Origin of the sequence: Amycolatopsis sp. NBC_01480 (genome assembly GCF_036227205.1) — a bacterium.
Classification (GTDB): Bacteria; Actinomycetota; Actinomycetes; order Mycobacteriales; family Pseudonocardiaceae; genus Amycolatopsis.
Genome location: NZ_CP109442.1, coordinates 496238 through 516229 on the forward strand (window position 1 = coordinate 496238; position 19992 = coordinate 516229).

Here is a 19992-nt window from a genome sequence, read left to right on the forward strand (position 1 = left end):
GCCGCGGCCACCCCGCGTCGTCAGCCCCCGGTCGGCGGCGCGCTCATCGCGGCCGCCAGGAACGTGATCGCCCAGCGCGGCGCCGCCTCACCCGCGACCTCGGGCATGCAGCCGGGAACAGGCCGCTGGTAGACCTCGACCCGGTCCATCGCCGTCACCGCGAGAATCCCCCGCAGCCGGAACCGCAGCTCGTCGGCGGACAGGCCGGGCAGCGCGCGTCCGAAGGCTTCCAGGTAGCGATCGCGGACCTCGTCCTCGGCCGGCCCGGTCCAGCTGCGCATCTCCTCGGCAGGGTCGCCGATGATCGTCACGATCAGCCGGGACGTCCGCTCACCGCTTTCGTCGCCGGCCGGCATCCCGTCGAACAACGGCCCGGCGAACGCCTCCACCAGCTCGGCGACCGTCGGGTCCGGGCCACGGGCGAGCAGCCGGTCGAGCCCGGCGCGCTGCGCGGCGTTGATGGGCTCGACCACGCGGCGCGCGACCGCGGCCAGCAGCTCTGCCTTCGAACCGAAGTGGTACCCGACGGCAGCCAGGTTCGCGCCGGCGAGGTCGGTGATCGCGCGGATCGAGGTGCCGCGGAACCCGCGCTCGGCGAAGAGCCGTTCGGCCGCGTCGAGGATCTGCGTGCGGGTGTCAGGTGACGCCATGGTCGCGTAGCCTACATACGATCGTTTCAAACGAACGTATGAAAGAGGTCGGCCATGAAGCTGCTCGTGTACGGAGCCGGAGCGCTCGGCACTCTGCACGCCGCCCGTCTGCACGAGGCCGGCCACGACGTCTCGCTCCTCGCCCGGGGTGAGCGGCTGGCCGCCCTGCGCCGGCATGGCGTGCAGCTCGCCGAGGGAGACAGCCCGGTTGCCCGGCAGGTGCCGGTGCCGGTGGTCGAGCACCCGGACGGCGGGTACGACCTGACCGCCGTTTTCGTCCGCGCCCATCAGGTGGACGCGGTGCTGGAGTCACTCGCCGGGCTCGACGGCGACGTGCTGTTCCTGCTCAACTGGGCGGCCGGCGCGGAGCCGCTGGGCGCAGTGCTGGGCCACCAGCGGGTGCTGCTCGGCTTCCCCGCCGCCGCCGGCGTGCTGGACGGCGACGTACTCCGCTACCGCGCGGCCAGCTTCCTGACCCGCCTGCTCCCGATGCCGATCGGCGAGCCCGGCGGCCGGTCCACCCCGAGGCTGGAACGGATCGTGGCGGCGTTCCGCGCCGCAGGGATCAACGCCAAGGCCGAGCCGAGGATGGACGCCTACCTCAAGACCCACGCCGCGTTCGCGGTGCCACTCGAACAGGCCACGAACGCCGTGGGCGGCCCGGTGGCGCTGGCCAGTGATCCGGACGCGGTCCGCGACCTGGTCCGCCGCATCCGGCAGCACCTCGCCGCGCTGCCGACAGCGCCGGTCCCCCGCGGGTTCGCCGCGTTGCGAATTCTCCCGGAGGGACTGCTTGTGGCCGTGCTGCGGCGCTTCCTGCGCAGCCCGACGGCCGCGCACTCCGGGCTCGTCACCATCTCGCCCGCGGCGACGGCCGAACTCGAGCACGTGGCCGGGCAACTGCGCGCTCAAGCCAGGTGATCGCTAGCTCGCGCTTCCCGAAGGACCCGCCCGCACCGGCTGCGGAATGGGGGCGTCGCCGAATTCGCTGAGCGGCTTGAAGCCGAGCGAATCCGGATCCGCCCCGTCCATGATCTTCCCGACATTGCCCTTTCCGGGAACATAACCGACGATGGCGTCCGCGGGGATAGTGCCGTCGTGCGCCCATTCCTTCTGCTCGGGGAACCATTCCTTCCCGCCGGTGCTCTTGTAGTAATCGGACACGTTCACCAGCTTGTTCGGATCCGGCAGCTGGGACGTGTCGATTTTGTACAGGTACGAATTCGGAGCCGCGATCTGGGCGTCGTTCATCCCGCTGTACTCGCCGCTGGAAACCCACTGGCTGTTGCCTTTCGAGCTGCCTCCGCCCGCGTACTTCCCCTCGACGTGCTCCTGCAACGTCAGGGTGCCGTCGGGCTTGACCGGCTTGAACCCGCCGTCCTCCACGATGTTGGCCGGGTTGCGGCCCGGGCCGTAAAGGTTGGGCCGCCCGTCCCAGCGGTAGATGTACTGCGGCGGCCCGGTCGGCCCCTTCTGCTTCTTCTTGAACGGGTTGAGCTTCTTGATCTTCTCTTTCAGGCCCTTCATGCAGATGAGCCCGAGCGGGTCGAGGTAGGTCAGCGGGTTGTCGACGTACGCGTGGTTGTTCGGCGCCGGGTTCAGCCCGAGCGGGTCCGGGCTCAGGTAACTCGCGGTGGCCGGGTTGTAATAGCGGTTGAGGTTGTAGTTCAGTCCCGTTTCGGTGTCGTGGTATTGACCGGGGAACCGCAGCGGGAAATCGGCCTCGCCGACCGGCCGCGCGAAATCGGCACCCCACAGATCGGTGGTGTGCCAGGTGATGCGGCCGTCCGGCGTGACCAGTTCGGTGGGAGTGCCGACCAGATCCGTGACGATGGCGTGGAACGCGACGTCGACCGCCTTCTGGTCCGGCCGGGCCCGGCGCCGCGACTGCGCGACGACCCGGTGGGTGCCGGGCTGCCAGTCCCAGGTGGTGACGTCGGAACGGCCGCCGACCGTGACGTGCTGCTCGGCGATCCGCGTGCCCTCCCAGGCGAACCAGGTCTCGCTGATCAGCTTGTCCTCGCGGTCGAGGCAGCGTTTCGCGATTCGCCGGTCCAACGCGTCGTAGAGATAACGCCAGGTGCTGCCGTCCGGCGTCTTCACCGCGACCAGGTGGTCCTCGGCGTCCCAGGTGTAGCTCCACTGCCGCGGCCCGGACGCGGTGCGCCGGGTCGCCCGCACGACCCGGCCCTGCCGGTCGTGGTCGTAGGTGGTGTCCGCCGCCTGGTGCACCAGGGTCCCGCCGACCCGGCGCTCCACCGGGCCGCGCGCGGTCGGCGTCTCGGCGCGGACCAGGTTGCCGTTCAAGTCGTAGGCGTACGACTCGCTCCAGCCGGCCGCGCGGACCGCGTTGACCCGGCCGCTGTCGTCGAGTTCGAAGCTGCGGGTGCCGCGGATCCGGTCGGCGATCTGGACCGGGTGCCCGTCGGCGCGGTAGGTGAGCGCGCGCTGCTGCAGGGTGCGTGACGGGCTGCCGTCCGGCTGCTCGGCGTGGATCGACTGCCGCACGACGCGGCCGAGCGGGTCGAAGCCCTGCCGCACGGTGATCCCGGCCCCGAACCGCCGGGCGACCTCCTGCCCGCCGGCGTCGCGCTCGAACGCGATCCGGCCGCCGGCCGCGGCGAGCGAGAGCGGCTGCCCGGTCCCGTCGTAGGTCCAGCTGGACACGGCGCCGCTCGGTGTCGTGCGCGAGAGGACCTGACCGAGCGCGTCGTAGGTGTAGGAGGTGCGACGGCCGTTGAGCGTCTCGGCGACGATCCGGCCGGCCTCGTCGTAGGCGAACTCGAGCCGGTGCCCGGGACCGTCCGCGGCGGCCACGCGGCCGGACTCGTCGAACGTGCGGGTGTAGCTGCCGTGCTCGTTGCGGTGCTCGACCAGCCGGCCCTGCTCGTCGTAGCGGTAGCTCGCCCACTGCCCGGCGCCGTTGACCCGCCGGACCAGCTGCCCGGCCGCGTCGTACGAATAGGTCCGGGTCGACCCGTCGAAGTCCTTCTCCAGCACCAGGTTCCCAACCGCGTCGTACTCGTACACCCAGGTCAGCCCGGTCGGCCCGGTGACCTTCCGCAGCCGCAGTTCCGTGTCGTGGCTGTAGGCGTACCGGGCGCCGGTCGGGTCGACCCGGGCGGTCACCTCGCCGAACGGGCCGTACTCGAACCGGGTCTCCGCCCCGGACGGTCCACTGTGGACGAGCAGGTTGCCCTCGGCGTCGTGTTCCCACTCCTCGCGGCTGCCGTCCGGCTCCACCCGCCAGGCCGGCAGGCCCTCGATGGTCCAGTTCATCCGGACCACGCCGCCGAGCGGGTCGACCACGGACACCACCCGGCCGAACGCGTCGTGCGCGTACCGGGTCCTCGCCCCGGACGGCTCGAGCACCTCCACCGGGAGCCCGGCGGCGTTGTTGCGGAAGCGGGTCACCTGGCCGAGTTCGTCGGTCAGCGCGACGAGGTCGCCGCGGGCCCCGTACGCGTACGTGCGCGACACGCCGCCCGGGCCGCTCTCGGACACCACCTTGCCGTTCTCGTCGTACGCCAGCTCCCACGCCTCGCCGTCGGGGCCGGTCACCCGCACCGGACGCACGGCCTGGTCGTACACGACTTCGCGAGAGGCTCCGCCCGAGACCTCTTGACGCAGGGCGCGGCCTTCGCGCGGCGCGACCCGGTTCGTGCGCCCGATCGGATCGGTCGTCGACAGCTTCATCCCGAACCGGCTGTACTCGGTGACGGTCTCCGCGCCGCGCGGGTCCACGACCTTGGTGACCTGGTTCAGCTCGTTCCAGTGGTAGCGGGTCGCGTGGCCGAGCGAGTCGGTCTGGGTGGTGACCCGGTTTTCCAGGTCGTAGGCGAACGTCCCGGTGAGGACGTCGCCGGTCCCCTCGGTGCGGACCACGCGCCCCGACTCGTCGAAGTGGTAGCGGTAGGTCTGCCCGACCCGGTCGAACCAGGCGACGACCCGGTCCTGGTCGTCGTACTCGTACCGCATCGGCCGGCCGCGGGAGTCGGCCACCTGCTCGAGCCGGCCGCGGGCGTCGTAGGCGAAGGCCACCACGGTCACGTCCGGCCCGTTGGCCCGCACCATCCGCAGATCGGCGATCCGGGGCCCGGCCGCGGTGTCCACGTGGCCGAACCGCACGTGGTAACCGCCGGAGTGGCGCAGCTCGGCCGGCGCGCCGGTTTCGCCGCGCACGAACGTCATCCAGTTCCCGTGCCGGTCCCCCACTGTCTCCAATGGACGGACGCTGCCGCCGGCTTCCACCCCAGGGAAGCTCAGGGTCAGGCCGGAATCCGGGCGTCCGATGAGGACGGTGTCGCTCTCGCGGTTCCACCGAAGGGGCCAGCGCGCGCCTTCCACCGGCAGCACGAGGTCCCCGTCCTCGGCGGGATGGGGGTAGTGCAGCACGACCCCGTCCGCGGCGGCGTAGTGGAGGCCGTCGCCGTCCACCTCGACCCGCTGGTCCAGCGTCGAGCTCCACTCCTTGCCGAACCACAAACCCTTGCGGTAGCCGGAAACGTGCGTCCGCTCGAACAGCACGGGCAGCACGCCCGGCAGGCCGAGGTCTTCCTGCGTGGTGAACATCTCACCGGTCACCAGGTCGACCGGGTCGCCGCCGGCCGTCCGATCCGGCGGCGGGGAGGACTCGTCGACCGGCTTCTTGCCGCCCGAGCCGAGCGGGTCGCCCTTCCCCGGATCGCCCTTGGGCGAGCCGGAGGTGTGGGTCCCGTTGTCCGGCGGCGGGTCGCTCTTGGACGTGCCGGGGCCGTTGTCCGGCGTGGGGTCGCTCTTGGAGGTTCCGGGGCCGTTGTCCGGCGGCGGGTCGTTCTTCGCCGGCGGGCTGTGATCACCCTGCGGCGAGGTGGACCCGTTGTCCTTCGGCGGGCTGTGGTCACCGGACGGCGTCGTGGAGTTGTCGGTCTTCGGCGGCGGACTGTGATCGCCCGAGGGCGTCGTGGAATCCCCGCCGCCCTTGGTCGGCGGGGCCTTCGGCGTGCTGTCGATCTTCGACGTCTTCGGCGGCGCCTCGACCTTCCCGCCCTTCAGGCCCTTCAACGCCTTCCCGGCGTCCTCGAACAGCGTGCCGGCCTTCTTCAGCAGCGGGATCAGCGCCTTGAGCGCCTTGACCAGTTTGGTGGTGACGTCCGCGATCTTCGACGCCGTCTTCGCCACCGCCGCGACCACCTGCGGCACCACCCAGGTCAGGCCGATGCCGAGCGTGAACACCACCTGCAGCGCCCAGCTGATCATGTGCCCGATCAGCTCGGAGATGATGTCCCGCACCAGGGTCCGGACCGCGGCGACGACCTCGCCCGCGGTCTTCACCCCGGAAGACGCGCCCTCGCAGCCCTTCTGCGCCGACTGGAACAACGCCACGGTGTCCTGCGTGCGCTGCCGATACGCGTCCGCGGCCGGACCGGTCCACGACTGGAGGTCCGCCTTCACCATGTCGCCGAGGTCGCTGCCGACGCCTTCGAGCTCTTTCGCGATATTGGCCCAGGTCTGCGACTGGGCGGCGATCTCGTCCGCGTTGCCGGTCAGCCCGTTCAGCGCTTCCTTCAGCGGGCCGACGTGCTCCATCAACCAGCTCACGCCCGCCGCGAGGATCGCCCCGAAGGGATCCATCGCCATCGACAACGCGTCCAGCGCGGTGCCGACCGCACCCATCGCCACCGACGCCCAGTCACCCGACTTGATCGCATCCGACAACCCGGCAGCCGATTCGGCCAGCGAAATTCCCGAATACGCCTTGGTCGAATCCTCCGTCGGCGCAACCAGCGGATTGCTCACGCGGGCGACCTCCTCATTCTGCCAGCCGAGTGACGGTCGCAATTATCGGGCAGTGTCCGGCTTCCGGCGCCGTCCTCCGGCCGTCGGGCCGGTCCTTCACCCGATCGGCCGCATCCGCTCGCCCAGCCGGCCCCGCCGGCGATCACCGAACGTGCCCGAGGACCGGACTACGCTGTCCCCCATGATCGCGCGGACTGTGGACTGGACGCCCCCGCAGCAGGCCGGGGACGACGCCGCCAAGCCGGAAGGGCTGCGCGAGCGCAAGAAGCGCCGGATGCGGCAGCAGCTCACCGACACCGCGACCGAGATGTTCCTCGAGCGGGGCTTCGACGCCGTGCGCGTCGCCGAGATCGCCGACGCCTGCGGGGTGTCGGAGAAGACGGTCTTCAACTACTTCCCCACCAAGGAAGCGCTGATCGTGGACCACCCCGGCGCCGCGATCGACGCCCTGCGGACCGCCCTCGCGGACCCCGCGCTGGCCCCTGTCGACGCCGTGCTGGGAATTCTCGCCGGCGAGCTGGACGCGATGACCGCCTGGCTCGGCGCCCAGCCGGACCTCGCCGGGAGCAGCGCGAAACTCCGGCGTTTCGGCGCCCTGATCGCCGAAACGCCGTCGCTGCGCGCCTACCAGCGCGACATGATGGACCGCCTCGCCGCCGTCGCCACCGAGGCCCTGGCCGAACGGACTGGGCTGGGCCCCGGCGACCCGGAGCCGCGGATCGCGGCGGCCGCGCTGCTCGGGCTCTGGCCCATCCAGTTCTCCGGCTGGGCGAAGTACGCGGACGGCGTCCGCACCCCGGCGCAGATCCGCGACGCGGTGACCGCCGACGTCCGGAAAGCGGCCCGCCTGCTCGACGGCGGGCTGGGCCGGCTCACGGCTCAGCGGTAGTTGTCCCAGAGCTTCCGGATCGTCGCCCAGGTCGGTTTCGGGCCGGGCAGCGGCGTGGCGTTCGGTGCGCGCAGGCCGTCCAGGACGATGCCGAGGGTCCGCCCCCGCAGCGTCGGCGGGCGCATCCCGTCCAGCTCCGGGCGGCCGCGAAGCTCGGTGAGCAGCAGGACGACGTCGTGCGCGGTGATGTCCGCGCGCAGGACGCCGGCGGACTGGGCGCGCGTGACCAGGCGCTGGACCTGGGCGCGCGCGGCCCGGCTGGCGGCCAGGATCTCGTCGGTGACCGGGAACGCCTTGCCCGGCGACGGGGCGCCGGACAGGCCCGCGTCGAGGCAGGCGCGGACGAACGACGTGAAGCCGTGCCACGGGTCCGGGTCGGCGAGCCCGCGCTGCGCCTCCTCGCCGGTCTGCACGATGTTCCGCTTGAGCAGCTCGCGCATCAGGTCCTCCTTCGCCGGGTAACGGCGGTAGAGGGTGCCCATGCCGACCCCGGCGCGGGCGGCGATCGCGGAGACCGGGGCGTCCGCGCCCTGCTCGAGGAAGACCTCGCGGGCGGCGGCCAGCACGAGGTCGTCGTTGCGGAGGGCGTCGGAGCGGCGGGCCATGGGCGAAGACTAGCCGAGACCCCCGTTGCCGGTGTTAAAGTGCGGGTATTGGAAACGGAGCGGAGCGCTCCGCTCCGAACTGGAGGGAAACCCATCGTGACCACCAAGATCCTGCAGGGGCGGACCGCGTTCGTGACCGGAGGCAGCCGCGGCATCGGGGCGGCGATCGCGCGGGCGCTCGGCGAGCACGGCGCCGACGTCGCGGTGAACTACCACTCGAACGCGGCGGCAGCCGAGGCGGTGACCGCGCACGTGATCGCCCACGGCGGCAAAGCCGTGGCGGTGCAAGGGGATGCGGGCGACGCGGAGCAGGTCGAGCGGATGGCCGAGCAGGCGCGCGCCGCGCTCGGGGACATCACCCTGCTCGTCTGCAACGTCATCGGCGACACCCGGGCGCTCGGCGCGCTGTTCCGCGCCACCGGGTCCGTTGTGGACAGTCTGGACCGGGTCCGCGGCGTCCGGGAGGTCACCGCCACGGCGCTGGACGCCGCACTGCTGCCCTGCCACTTCGTCGTGCCGCAGATGCGGCGGCGCGGCGGCGGGTCGATCGTGTTCATCGGCGCGTCCGGCACGCACTCCTCGACGCCGGGGCTGGCGGAGGTCTCCGTGGCCAAGAGCGCGCAGGACGCCGTGGCCCGCTCGCTCGCGGTGGAGCTGGCGCCGGACGGCATCCGCGTCAACACGGTCGCGCCCGGCCTGGTGCCGACCGACGCGAACGCCGGGCCGCACCAGGAGCAGATGATCCAGCGGGTCCAGGGCCTCACCCCGGCCGGCACGGTGACCACAGTGGACGAAGTGGCCGACACCGTCGTCGCGCTGGCGAGCGATCTCGGCCGCCGCGTCACCGGCGTTTTCGTGCCCCTGGACGGGGCCCGGACGCTGACCTGATCAGGATTCTTCAGACCTGGCGCGCGGTCGCCATCGCGCGCTCGGCCTCCCAGAACGCGCGCATCGACTTGATCAGCCCGTCGGCGCCGACGCGGTAGACGAACACCCCGTCGGTGTCGACGCGGTAGCCGCCGGGCAGGAACGTGGTGATGGTGCCGAAGTTCGCCACCTCGTCGCCGGCCGCGAACGAGTCGCGGATGACGAACTCGAACCGCTCGACGTGCGCGATGGTCTTGTCCCAGAACGCCCCGATGCCCTCGTGCCCGGCGTGGCCCTGGCCGGTCTCGTCGAGCATCGACGGGCCGACCGGGTCCTCCACCAGCGCGTCCGGCGCGAACAGCGCGAGCCAGCCGTCCTTGTCCCCCGCCGTCACGGCCGTCATCGAGCGGTACGCGGCGACGCGCGCCGGCGGCTGCTCGGCCTCGGCGTCCCAGCTGACCTCGACTCCCATGTCACTCCCCGAATTTCGCGATGACCTCGGCCCCGAACTTGCGGATCGCGTCGAGCTTCGGGCCCACCTCGGCCTCGAACCCGACGCCTTCGAACACCCACGGCATGGTGATGATGTCGGTGACCCCGACCTCGGCCTGCTCCCGGTAGCCGTCGAGGCCGAACCGGTCGATGCACACGGCCTGGTACTCGAACGGGTCGTTCTCCCGGCCGCGCTCGGCGAGCAGTTCCTTGAGCCGCGCGATGGTGGTGCGCAGGTCGTCGAGTTTCATCATCGCCGAGGACCAGCCGTCGGCGACACGGGCGGCGCGGCGGAGCGCGACCTCGGTGTGGCCGCCGATGTAGAACGGCACCCGCTTCGGCGGCGTCGGGCTCATCTGCAGCTTGTCGAAGTCGAAGAACTCGCCGTGATACTCGACCATGCCGCCGTCGAGGATCAGCCGCATCGCGTCGATCGCCTCGTCCACGCGCTTGCCGCGCTTCTCGTACGGCGCGCCGCACCACTCGAACTCTTCCGGCGACCAGCCGACCCCGAGCCCGAGGCCGAACCGGCCGCCGGTCAGCGCCGCGACCGAGTTCACCTGGCGGGCGAGCAGCACCGGGTTGCGCGAGCCGAGTTTCAGCACGGAGGTGTAGAACTCGATGCGCTCGGTCACCGCGCCCATCGACGCGGTCGCGACCAGCGGGTCGACCCACGGCGTGTCCGCGGTCCAGAACCGGCTGCCGTCCGGGGTATAGGGATAGTCCGCGGAAACCTGCTCCGAGTAGAACAGCGAGTCCGGCAGCACGATCGAGGCGAAACCGGCTTCCTCGGCGGCGCGGGCCAGCTCGCCCAGCTGATCGAGGGGGTTCATCGCGATCGACAGGGAGAACTTCATGCCCGGACTATAACCTGTTCTAGTTTCCGGGGCCATCGGCCGGGCGGGGTGCTCCGGGTCACGTCCCGGGAACCTCCCGGGTACTGTCCGCGTTGTCCGGTTCAAAGGCGGCCACGCGGCCGCCGCGTCAGCTGAACACGTGGAGTGACCCATGAGCACCGCGATCCTGTTGATCGTGCTCGTTGTCGTCGTTGTCGGCGGCGGGCTGTACTTCTCCCGGTCACGGGCCGCCGCGCGGCAGCGCGAGCTGGACGACGCGAAGGCCGACGCCCGCCGTCTGGTCGAGCGCCTCGGCGGCCAGGTGCTCAACCTCACCGGCACCGACACCGCGTCGCAGCAGGCGATGGCCGACGCGAGCGAGCGGTACAACGCGGCCGGCTCGCAGATGGAGCAGGCGACCACCGTGGAGCAGGCCCGCCTGGTCAAGGAGACCGCGGTCGAGGGCCTCTACTACGTGCGCGCGGCGCGGCTGGCGATGGGCATGGACCCCGGCCCCGAGCTGCCGGAGGAGGCCGAGCGCGAGCGCGCCGGCAAGGTGACCGAGCACCGCGCGGTGGACGTCGAGGGCGAGCACTACGAGGCCTCGCCGGAGCCCGGCCAGAACACCCCGTACTACTACCCCGGCGGCCGCGTGGCCGGCCGGCCGGTGCCGCAGGGCTGGTACAGCGAGCCGTGGTGGAAGCCCGCGCTGGTGGCCGGCGCCTGGGGACTGGGCTCGATGTTCCTGTTCAGCGCGATGTTCTCCGGCATGGGCGGCATCGCCAGCGCCTCGGCCTGGGAGTCGGGTTACGACGCGGGCCAGCAGGACGCGCTCGACTCCGGCGGTGACGCGGGCGGAGACGGCGGCGACGGCGGTGGCTTCGACGGCGGCGGCGACGGCGGTGGCGGGTTCGACGGCGGCGGCTTCGATGGTGGCGGATTCGACGGCGGCGGCTTTGACGGGGGCGGCTTCAACGGCGGCGGTTTCGACGGGGGCGGCGGCTTCGACTTCTGACCCCCTGATGCAGACGAGGGCCCCGCGGCATGCGTGCCGCGGGGCCCTCTGTCCACACCGGACTCATCCGGTGATCGGGCGGATCCCCAGCAGCGTCCCGGAAAGGTACTCGGCGGCCTCGCTGCACAGGAACGCGGCGAACGGCACGATGTCGTCCGGCTGCCCGACGCGGCCCCCCGGGTAGGTGGCACTGACCCGGGCGATGTGCTCCTCGGACGCGGCCACGCGCATACCCGGCGTGTCCGTGAGGCCCGGTGCCAGCGCGACAGTGCGAATGCCCTGATCGGCCAGCTCCTGGTGCACGACATTGCTCAGCAGGTGCACCCCGGCCTTGGTGGCGCTGTACGGGGCGCCGCCGGGACGGCTCTGGGTGCCGGCCATGCTGCCGACGTAGATGATCCGGCCCCCGCCGCCCCGGATCATCACCGGCGCGAAGTGCTTGGTCACCAGGAAACAGCCGATCAGGTTGCTGTCGACGATCCGGTGCAGGTCCGTCAGCTCGAAGTCCAGCACCCGCATGGAACCGGCGGGCGGCATCCAGCCGGCGTTGCTGATCAGGGCGTCGACCCGGCCCCAGTGCGCGTCGACGGCCTCGGCGGCCGCGCGGACCTGGTCCTCGTCCGAGACGTCGGCGACCACGCCGAGCGGCTTCGGCGCGCCCGGCACTTTGGCGATGATCTCGTCGACGGTGCCGGCGGCCTTGGCCTCGCTGCGGGCCAGCACCGCAATGCGCGCGCCCTCCGCCGCCAGGCCGAGCGCGAGCGTGCGGCCGAGGCCCTGGGCCGCGCCGGTGATGACGATGACCTTGTCGCGGATATCCACCTGCATGGGGTGCTCCTTAAATTCATGGGCTCTAGCCTAAGTTTAGCCTCCAGCCTAAAATTGGGTAGGCTGACCCCGTGACGACAGGACGACGGGAGGCCAACCGGGCCCGGATGCGGGCGCGGCTGCTGACGGCCGCGCTGAAGCTGTTCGGCGAGCACGGTTACGAGGGCACGACCATCGACCAGATCGCCGCGGAGGCGGACGTCGCCCGGCAGACGGTGCTCAACCACTACCCGCACAAACGCGATTTCCTGCGGGAGTGGGGCCAGGACCGCCGCGACCAGCTGCTCACTGTCACCGAGTCCGACGAGCCCGCGCGCACCCGGCTGCACCGCTACTTCGCCGCGCTGGCGGCCATGAACGAGCGCGAGCGCGCCCTCACGCGGATGCTGCACGTGAGCCTGCGCCACGACGAGGTGGTCGCCACCCAGCACCCGGTGCCGGAGGCGACGATCGACGCGATCCGGCAGGGCCAGGAACGCGGTGAACTCAAGGCGGGGCTCCCGCCGCGCACCGTGGCCGAGGTGGTGACCGCGATCTACGGCGACACCCTCCGTCGTTGGCTCACCGAGGACGCACCGCCGTTCGACCTGGCCGGTGCGCTGGCGGAACGGCTCGACCTCCTGTTGGACGGCCTCGCCGCACCCAGGGACTCGTGAGTGTTCATGCCGGTTCTAACCGTCATAAACACTCACGAGCCCTGAACTCTCCCCAGCCGGACTCACGCCGCCTGGCAGCTCGGACACCAATAAAGGTTGCGCCCCACCAGTTCCTGGTGCGCGACCGGTGTCCCGCAGACCAGGCACGGCATCCCGGCGCGACGGTAGACGTACACCTCGCCGCCGTGGCGGTCCTCGCGCGGGGCGCGGCCCTGTGCGGCGGGCATGTGCTCCGGCGCGACCGTGTCGATGCGCCCGACGCGCACGCCGTGGCGCATCAGGGTCACCAGGTCGGCCCACATCTCGTCCCACAGGCCGCGGTCGAGGGCACGGCCGGGGACCATCGGGGCGACGCCGTGGCGGAAGAGCACCTCGGCGCGGTAGACGTTGCCGACGCCGGCCAGCACCGCCTGGTCCATCAGCAGCGCGGCCACCGACGTACGCGAGCGCGAAATCCGCTCCCACGCGAGGTCGGGCTTCGCGTCGCGGCGCAGCGGGTCCGGGCCCAGGCGGGCCTTCAGCGCGTCCACCTGGGCGGCGTCCAGCAGCTCACAGCGGGTGGGCCCACGCAGGTCGGCCCAGTGGGTCCGGCCGACGAGCCGCATCCGCACCTGGCCGACGGGCTCGGTCGCGGGCAGCGGCGTCTCGTTGAACGTGCCGTACAGGCCGAGGTGGACGTGCACCGTCCCCTGTGGACCGTAGTGGTGGAACAGGTGCTTGCCGTACGCCTCGGCGGAGGTGAGCACCTGCCCGTCGAGCCGCGCGGCCTCGTCCGCGAACCGGCCCTGCGGGCTGCTCACTTCGACGGGCGCGCCGCCGTACCGGCGCTTGTGCAGGCGGGCCAGCCGATGGAGCGTGTGCCCCTCGGGCATCAGGCCTCCGGCAGGGGCGGCGGGGTGCCGGTGCGCTCGTAGTCGAGCAGCTGCTGGACGCGGCGGCCGTGGCGCTCGTCCGGCGACGGCGGCGTGGCCAGGAACGCCTCGACGATCGCCGTGGCCTCCTCGGCCGTGTGCATCCGCGCGCCGACGCCGAGCAGCTGGGCGTGGTTGTGCTCGCGGCACAGCTTCGCCGTCTCGACGCTCCAGCCCAGGCCCGCGCGGGCGCCGGGCACCTTGTTGGCGGCGATCTGCTCGCCGTTGCCGGAGCCGCCGATCACGAGGCCGAGGCTGCCCTCGTCGGCGACCACGCGCAGCGCGGTGGCCACGCAGAAGGCCGGGTAGTCGTCGGCCGCGTCGTAGACGTGCGGACCGACGTCGACGATCTCGTGCCCCTGCTCGCCGAGATGGCGCACAAGGTGGTTCTTCAGCTCGAAACCGGCATGGTCGGATCCCAAGTAGACACGCACAGGCCGGAGTCTGCCATCACCCGCGGCGTCCGGCATGCTCCGGGGGTGGGCATCTGGGCGCAACCGGGCAGTGACGTGCGGCTCGAATGGGGTGGTGAGGGCGTCGCGGCGCTGGGCGGCTCGTGCGCCGTGCTGGTGGTGGTCGACGTGCTTTCCTTCTGCACCACCACGGATCTCGTCACTTCGCGCGGTGGCCGGGTGCTGCCGGTGCGCTGGCGCGACGAGCGCGGAGTCGCCGAAGCGCGCGAAGCCGGCGCCGTCGTCGCGGGTGAGGGCTCGTGGACGCTACGGCCTTCTTCTGTGACGGAGATCCCGTCCGGGACCCTGCTCGCGCTGCCCTCCCCCAACGGGGCCACGCTCTGCGCCGCGGCCGCCGCAACGGGCGCGCACGTGCTCGCCGGCTGCCTGCGCAACGCGTCCGCCGTCGCCGCGAAGGCCCACGAGCTGGCGGACGGCCGCGCGATCGGCGTCATCCCCGGCGGTGAGCGCTGGGGCGTCGACATGCTGGGCGAGGGCAAGGAATTCGGCCCGCTGCGGCCGTGCGTCGAGGATCAGCTGGGGGCGGGCGCGATCGTCGCCGCGCTGCGGCAGCGGGGCCGGTCGGCCTCGGCGGAGGCGGCGCTGGCCGCGGCGGCCTACGCGCCCACGGACGTCGCCGCCGCGCTGCGGGGCTGCTCGTCCGGCCGGGAGCTGGCCGCGACCGGCCACGAAGCCGACGTCGCGCTGGCCGCGCAGGTGGACGTCAGCGAGAGCGCACCCGTGCTGTGCCAAGGAATTCTGGAGGCACCATGAGCTGGGCCGAGGTGGCCGACGGCGTGCACCTGAGCCGCCACGAGGAGCTGGACCTGACCACTGGGCTGGTGATCGGCGCCGAACGGTGCCTGGTGATCGACACCGGCGGCGACGTCGACCAGGGCGCGGAGCTGGCCGCCGGGATCCGGGAGCTGACCGACCTGCCGTGGAGCGTCGTCTACACCCACGCGCACTTCGACCACTCCTACGGCACCACGGCGTTCCTGCCCTGCGACGTCTGGGCGCACCCGCGTTGCCTGCGCGAGCTGGTCGAGCACGGCGAAGCAGCGAAGGCCAAGTGGATCACGCACTACCGCGAAGAAGGAAAGCCCGAGATCGCCGACGCGCTCACGCGAACCGGGATCATGCCGCCCGACCGGCTCGTCACCACGCGTGAAGAACTGGACCTCGGCGGCCGCACCGCCGTGCTCGTCCACCCCGGCCCCGCGCACACCGACCACGACCTCGTGGTGCACGTGCCGGACGCGGGAGTCGTCTTCGCCGGCGATGTCGTCGAGCACGGACCCGAGGGCTTCACCGCGTACTCGTTCACCAACGAGAGCGACCTGCCCGGATGGCCCGCCGCGCTGGACGCGATCCTCGCGCTGGAGCCGCGGATCGTGGTGCCCGGCCACGGCGACGCCGTCGGGCCCGGCTTCGTCCGCGAGCACCGCGACGGGCTGCGCCGGCTGAACGAGCTGAAGGCCGCCGTCAAGTCCGGGGAAACGGGGCGGGACGAGGCGCTCGCCGCCTCGCCCTACCCCGCCGACGTCACCCGGGCCGCGCTGGCGAGCCCGTGAGACTCAGTCGAAGTTCAGGTCGCCCGTGCGGGTGCGCTTGAGCTCGAAGAAGTCCGGGTAGCTGGCGAGCGCGCGGGCGCCGTCGAACACCTTCAGCGCGTCCTCGCCCCGCGGGATCGAGCTGAGCACCGGGCCGAAGAACGCGACGCCGTCGATGTGGATGGTCGGCGTGCCGACGTCCATGCCCACCGGGTCCATGCCCTCGTGGTGGCTCTTCGACAGGGCCTCGTCGTACTCCGTGGAGCTCGCGGCCTCGATCAGCTCGGCCGGGGCGCCGATCGCGGCGAGGGACTCCTTGATCACGGCGAGCCGGTCCTTGTTGCCCTGGTTGTGGTAGCGCGTGCCGAACTCGGTGTAGTAGCCGCGCAGCGCCTCCTCGCCCTGCGACTGGGCCAGCGCCGTGGCCACGCGCACCGGGCCCCAGCCGTCGTCGAGCAGGTCCTTGTACGCCTGCGGCAGGTCCTCGCGGCCGGAGTTCAGCAGCGAGAGGCTCATGATCCGGAAGTGCAGGTCGAGGTCGCGGTGCTTCTCCACCTCGAGGATCCAGCGGGAGGTGATCCACGCGAACGGGCAGATCGGGTCGAAGTAGAAGTCGACCCTGGTGGACTGCGGTGTCGAAGTCATCTGGCTTGCTCCTGGGCGTGGCTCTGACGGTGGGCGGGTACACCTCTGACGCGTGGGGCTCGCCCCACATCGTGCAGCAACGCCAGCGGTTGCCCCGGTTGTTCCCTTGTCGCCCGCCGGGCGGCTCGCATGATTGGATGCTCTGCAGCCTGAAAACCGTAACCGAAATCGACGACCAGAGGTGCCAGTGCCCGCCCCCAACCTGACTCGTGACGAAGCCAAGCAGCGCTCCGGCCTGCTGGATGTCGCCTCCTACGACATCGAGCTGGACCTGACCGACGGCCACGGCGGTCCCGGGGAGAAGACCTTCCTCTCCACCACCACCGTGCGGTTCTCGAGCGCCCGGCCCGGCGAGTCGTCCTGGATCGACCTGATCGCCGACGGCGTCCGGTCCGCTGTGCTCAACGGCACCGAGCTCGACGTGAGCGCCTACGTCGAGGACAAGGGCATCCCGCTGCCCGCGCTCGCGGCCGACAACGAGCTGGTGGTGACCGCGGACTGCCAGTACACCAACACCGGCGAGGGCCTGCACCGGTTCGTCGACCCGGTCGACGACGGCGTGTACCTCTACACGCAGTTCGAGACCGCCGACGCCAAGCGCATGTTCGCCTGCTTCGACCAGCCCGACCTCAAGTCGGTCTACCGGGTCGCGGTGCGCGCGCCGCGGGACTGGAAGGTCGTCTCCAACGCGCTCGCCGAGTCCGCCGAGGACACCTCCGACGGCGCCCGGCACACGGTGTTCGCGGTGTCCGAGCGGATCTCCACCTACCTGGTGGCGCTGATCGCCGGCCCGTACGCCGAGTGGCGCGACGAGTTCTCCGACGCCCACCGCACCATCCCGCTCGGCATCTACTGCCGCGCCTCGCTCGCCGAGCACATGGACGCGGACCGGCTGTTCGCCGAGACCAAGCAGGGATTCGGCTTCTACCACGAGAAGTTCGGCACGCCCTACCCGTTCTCCAAGTACGACCAGCTGTTCGTGCCGGAGTTCAACGCGGGCGCGATGGAGAACGCGGGCGCGGTCACCTTCCTCGAGGACTACGTCTTCCGCAGCCGCGTCACGCGCTACGCCTACGAGCGCCGCGCCGAGACGCTGCTGCACGAGATGGCGCACATGTGGTTCGGCGACCTGGTCACCATGCGCTGGTGGGACGACCTGTGGCTGAACGAGTCGTTCGCGACCTTCGCCAGCGTGTTCGCCCAGGCCGAGGCCACCGAGTACAAGAACGCCTGGACCAGCTTCGCGAACATCGAGAAGTCCTGGGCCTACCGGCAGGACCAGCTGCCCTCGACGCACCCGATCGCGGCCGACATCGTCGACCTGCACGCGGTCGAGGTGAACTTCGACGGCATCACCTACGCCAAGGGCGCCAGCGTGCTCAAGCAGCTGGTGGCGTACGTCGGCATCGAGCACTTCCTCGACGGGCTGAAGGTCTACTTCGGCAAGCACGCCTGGGGCAACGCCACGCTGGCCGACCTGCTGGCGGCGCTGGAGGAGGCGTCCGGGCGCGACCTTTCGTGGTGGAGCGCGCAGTGGCTCGAGACCACGGGGCTGAACTCGCTGAGCCCGCGGTACGAGGTGGCGGCCGACGGCACGTTCGCCTCGTTCGCCGTGGTGCAGTCCGGCGCCAAGCCCGGCGCGGGCGAGCTGCGCACGCACCGCGTCGCGGTCGGCGTCTACGACGAGGACGGCCAGGGCCGGATCGTCCGCACCGAGCGGGTCGAGCTGGACGTCGACGGCGAGCGCACCCCGGTGCCCGGCCTGGTCGGCAAGCCGGCGGGCAAGCTCGTGCTGGTCAACGACGACGACCTGACCTACTGCACGATGCGGCTCGACCCGGCGTCGCTGACCACGCTGATCGACCGGATCTCCGACATCGACGAGTCGCTGCCCCGCACGCTGTGCTGGTCCGCGGCCTGGGAGATGACCCGCGAGGCCGAGCTGAAGGCGCGCGATTTCGTCACGCTGGTGGCGCGCGGCATCCACGCCGAGAGCGAGGTCGGCGTCGTGCAGCGGCTGCTGCTGCAGGCGCAGACGGCGCTGAACTCCTACGCCGACCAGAAGTGGGCCGTCGCGCAGGGCTGGCCCGCGCTGACCGGCCGCGTGCTGGAGCTGGCGCAGGCCGCCGAGGCGGGCTCGGACCACCAGCTCGCGTTCGTCAACTCGCTGGCCGGCGGCGTGCTCGACGAGCCGACGCTGGGCATCATCGCGGGCTGGCTGGACGGCTCGGCCCCGCTGCCGGGCCTCACCGTCGACACCGACCTGCGCTGGCGCCTGCTGCACGCGCTGGTGGCGCACGGCAAGGCGGGCCCGGCCGAGATCGAGGCGGAGCTGGCCAAGGACAACACCGCCGCGGGCCGTCGGCACGCGGAGCGCTCCCGGGCCCTGCAGCCGACCGCGGAGGCCAAGGCCGACGCTTGGCAGCGTGCCATCTTCGACGACGAGATCCCCAACGCCGTCAGCGATTCGCTCATCTCGGGCTTCTCGCACCCGGGCCAGAAGGGCCTGCTGGGCGAGTACGTCGGCAAGTACTTCGAGGTGATCGACGAGGTGTGGGCGCGGCGTTCCAGCGAGCGCGCCCAGCCGACCGCGATCGGGCTGTACCCGTCCTGGGCCGTGGAGCCCGCGGCCGTGACCGCGTCGGACGAATGGCTCGCGGGCGACCACCCGGCCGCGCTGCGGCGCCTGGTTTCGGAAGGCCGCGCGGGCATCCTGCGCGCGCTCGCCGCCCGGGAGTTCGACAGCCAGGCCTGACGCCGACTCGTGAGTGGCTATGACGGTTCTAACCGTCATAGCCACTCACGAGCAGGTCCGCCAACGACGAAGGGGACCTCCTCGGGTGAGGGGGTCCCCTTCGGGCGTTTCAGGGTGCGCGTCAGTGCTTCGGCGCGATCCCGGCCTGGTCGCTGAGCATGCGCAGGGCGTTCACCAGTCCGCCGATCAGGTCACCCTCCTTGAAGGAGGCGACCATGCTGGCCACGGCGAGCTTGGCGCCGCGGTCGGCCACCCGCTGGTACGCGTGCGTCCCGGTGACGATCTCGATCGCCCGCTGCGCCGGCGACACGGCCACCAGCACGGCGTTCGCCGGGTCGTCCGTGCCCGCGTGCAGCTTCTCCGCGCCGGCCCGGGTGTCCTCGCCGAGGTCGCCCAGGTAGACGCTGAAGTCCAGGCCGGTCTCCCGGCTCGCGAACGTCAGCGCCTCGTCCAGGCGCGCCAGCTGCTGCACCGTGAACGGCACGGCCGGCGCGGCCGGCTCGTACATCTTCGCGGCCGAACGGCGGCCGCTTCCGGTCACCACCTCGCCGAACGGCAGGTCTTTCTCTGCTGAGTCTTTTGCAAGCACGTCCACCGCGGTGGACGAGTGCGTGAGTTCACCAGCTGCCACGAGCGCCTCCTGCCGCGGTCGGGGCGCCCGTGGGCGCCGCACTGTCCACACCGGTCGCCCGGTGCCCGGCACCGACGCCGTCCGGGTTGGCGCTCCACCACATCGCGGGGTACTCCCACGGCTGACCTGGCCGGTAACGCGGCGTCCCCGAGAACTTCTTCCGCAGGGTGGCCGCTCCGACCACCAAGTAGATGGCCAAGGGGATGACCGCGTAGACCAGGATCGTCTCGACAACGTTCACGGCGGTGAGCGTATCGGATGGCCCCGGCGATCACCGCGCGGCGCCGCGCCGGGAGGCGACCGCTCGTCGTCGGAGAACGCCCGTCCGCCGCTTGGCCCGCCCGCGCTGGCACGTTGGGCCGAAGCCGGGCAGGCCGAAAGGTTGCAACTCAACGTACAGGCGGCCGTACCGGTCGCTGCCGTCTTGTC

Annotated in this window: 19 protein-coding genes; 8 read left to right on the forward strand and 11 right to left on the reverse strand. The window is 71.8% G+C overall.

The annotated features are described in order from the left end of the window. Positions 1 to 20: 20 nt before the first annotated feature. Positions 21 to 650, reverse strand: coding sequence for a TetR/AcrR family transcriptional regulator (locus OG371_RS02440; protein ID WP_329065082.1), 630 nt, complete (start codon positions 648 to 650; stop codon positions 21 to 23). A 54-nt stretch (positions 651 to 704) separates the two neighbouring features. On the opposite strand from OG371_RS02440, the gene OG371_RS02445 reads away from it, so the two are divergent. Next, entirely contained in the window at positions 705 to 1571 is an 867-nt protein-coding gene (locus tag OG371_RS02445) for a ketopantoate reductase family protein (protein ID WP_329065084.1), read from the forward strand. Between the two features lie 3 nt (positions 1572 to 1574). Here the strand turns inward: OG371_RS02445 and OG371_RS02450 are convergent, their stop codons facing one another. Next, positions 1575 to 6428, reverse strand: a complete 4854-nt coding sequence (locus OG371_RS02450; protein ID WP_329065086.1) for a DUF6531 domain-containing protein — start codon at positions 6426 to 6428, stop codon at positions 1575 to 1577. Positions 6429 to 6609: 181 nt separating this feature from the next. Between OG371_RS02450 and OG371_RS02455 the strand changes: the two genes are divergently transcribed. After that, positions 6610 to 7317, forward strand: a complete 708-nt coding sequence (locus OG371_RS02455; RefSeq protein WP_329065088.1) for a TetR family transcriptional regulator — start codon at positions 6610 to 6612, stop codon at positions 7315 to 7317. On the opposite strand, the gene OG371_RS02460 is transcribed toward OG371_RS02455, so the two are convergent. Further along, complete coding sequence (locus OG371_RS02460; RefSeq protein WP_329065090.1) at positions 7308 to 7922, reverse strand: TetR/AcrR family transcriptional regulator; 615 nt, start codon at positions 7920 to 7922, stop codon at positions 7308 to 7310. The genes OG371_RS02455 and OG371_RS02460 overlap by 10 nt on opposite strands. Positions 7923 to 8018: 96 nt before the next feature. Here OG371_RS02460 and OG371_RS02465 point away from each other — a divergent pair, with 96 nt between their 5' ends. Further along, on the forward strand, positions 8019 to 8810 hold the full coding sequence (locus tag OG371_RS02465; protein ID WP_329065092.1) for an SDR family NAD(P)-dependent oxidoreductase: 792 nt from the start codon (positions 8019 to 8021) through the stop codon (positions 8808 to 8810). Between the two features lie 10 nt (positions 8811 to 8820). Here the strand turns inward: OG371_RS02465 and OG371_RS02470 are convergent, their stop codons facing one another. Both OG371_RS02470 and OG371_RS02475 read right to left on the reverse strand, forming a co-directional pair. After that, the gene (locus tag OG371_RS02470; RefSeq protein WP_329065095.1) at positions 8821 to 9261 is read right to left on the reverse strand and encodes a nuclear transport factor 2 family protein; all 441 of its coding nucleotides are present in this window, start codon (positions 9259 to 9261) and stop codon (positions 8821 to 8823) included. A 1-nt stretch (position 9262) separates the two neighbouring features. Next, complete coding sequence (locus OG371_RS02475; protein ID WP_329065097.1) at positions 9263 to 10138, reverse strand: TIGR03619 family F420-dependent LLM class oxidoreductase; 876 nt, start codon at positions 10136 to 10138, stop codon at positions 9263 to 9265. A 151-nt stretch (positions 10139 to 10289) separates the two neighbouring features. On the opposite strand from OG371_RS02475, the gene OG371_RS02480 reads away from it, so the two are divergent. Then, entirely contained in the window at positions 10290 to 11132 is an 843-nt protein-coding gene (locus OG371_RS02480) for a hypothetical protein (protein WP_329065099.1), read from the forward strand. 63 nt (positions 11133 to 11195) lie between these two features. On the opposite strand, the gene OG371_RS02485 is transcribed toward OG371_RS02480, so the two are convergent. Beyond that, on the reverse strand, positions 11196 to 11960 hold the full coding sequence (locus OG371_RS02485; RefSeq protein WP_329065100.1) for an SDR family NAD(P)-dependent oxidoreductase: 765 nt from the start codon (positions 11958 to 11960) through the stop codon (positions 11196 to 11198). 71 nt (positions 11961 to 12031) lie between these two features. Here OG371_RS02485 and OG371_RS02490 point away from each other — a divergent pair, with 71 nt between their 5' ends. Further along, the gene (locus OG371_RS02490) at positions 12032 to 12616 is read left to right on the forward strand and encodes a TetR/AcrR family transcriptional regulator (RefSeq protein ID WP_329065102.1); all 585 of its coding nucleotides are present in this window, start codon (positions 12032 to 12034) and stop codon (positions 12614 to 12616) included. Positions 12617 to 12678: 62 nt separating this feature from the next. Here the strand turns inward: OG371_RS02490 and OG371_RS02495 are convergent, their stop codons facing one another. Together OG371_RS02495 and OG371_RS02500 are read right to left on the reverse strand one after the other, a co-directional pair. Further along, entirely contained in the window at positions 12679 to 13488 is an 810-nt protein-coding gene (locus OG371_RS02495; RefSeq protein WP_329065103.1) for an Fpg/Nei family DNA glycosylase, read from the reverse strand. Further along, the gene (locus OG371_RS02500) at positions 13488 to 13961 is read right to left on the reverse strand and encodes a ribose-5-phosphate isomerase (protein WP_329065104.1); all 474 of its coding nucleotides are present in this window, start codon (positions 13959 to 13961) and stop codon (positions 13488 to 13490) included. The genes OG371_RS02495 and OG371_RS02500 overlap by 1 nt, the downstream gene beginning before the upstream one ends. Positions 13962 to 14006: 45 nt before the next feature. Between OG371_RS02500 and OG371_RS02505 the strand changes: the two genes are divergently transcribed. After that, positions 14007 to 14753: a 2-phosphosulfolactate phosphatase gene (locus tag OG371_RS02505; protein WP_329065105.1), complete on the forward strand. Its 747-nt coding sequence runs from the start codon at positions 14007 to 14009 to the stop codon at positions 14751 to 14753. Next, positions 14750 to 15553 carry an MBL fold metallo-hydrolase gene (locus OG371_RS02510; protein WP_329065107.1) on the forward strand — a complete coding sequence of 268 codons (804 nt, stop codon included), beginning with the start codon at positions 14750 to 14752 and terminating at the stop codon, positions 15551 to 15553. The genes OG371_RS02505 and OG371_RS02510 overlap by 4 nt, the downstream gene beginning before the upstream one ends. A 3-nt stretch (positions 15554 to 15556) precedes the next feature. Here the strand turns inward: OG371_RS02510 and OG371_RS02515 are convergent, their stop codons facing one another. Continuing rightward, positions 15557 to 16177 (reverse strand): mycothiol-dependent nitroreductase Rv2466c family protein, encoded by a 621-nt coding sequence (locus OG371_RS02515; protein ID WP_329065108.1) that lies wholly within the window; start codon positions 16175 to 16177, stop codon positions 15557 to 15559. 187 nt (positions 16178 to 16364) lie between these two features. On the opposite strand from OG371_RS02515, the gene pepN reads away from it, so the two are divergent. After that, the gene (gene pepN, locus OG371_RS02520; protein WP_329065110.1) at positions 16365 to 18932 is read left to right on the forward strand and encodes an aminopeptidase N; all 2568 of its coding nucleotides are present in this window, start codon (positions 16365 to 16367) and stop codon (positions 18930 to 18932) included. A gap of 121 nt (positions 18933 to 19053) precedes the next feature. Here pepN and OG371_RS02525 read toward each other — a convergent pair whose 3' ends face one another. Beyond that, the gene (locus OG371_RS02525) at positions 19054 to 19563 is read right to left on the reverse strand and encodes a DUF5130 family protein (protein ID WP_442876074.1); all 510 of its coding nucleotides are present in this window, start codon (positions 19561 to 19563) and stop codon (positions 19054 to 19056) included. Next, positions 19550 to 19804 carry an aa3-type cytochrome oxidase subunit CtaJ gene (ctaJ, locus tag OG371_RS02530; protein ID WP_329065112.1) on the reverse strand — a complete coding sequence of 85 codons (255 nt, stop codon included), beginning with the start codon at positions 19802 to 19804 and terminating at the stop codon, positions 19550 to 19552. The genes OG371_RS02525 and ctaJ overlap by 14 nt, the downstream gene beginning before the upstream one ends. Between the last annotated feature and the right edge of the window lie 188 nt (positions 19805 to 19992).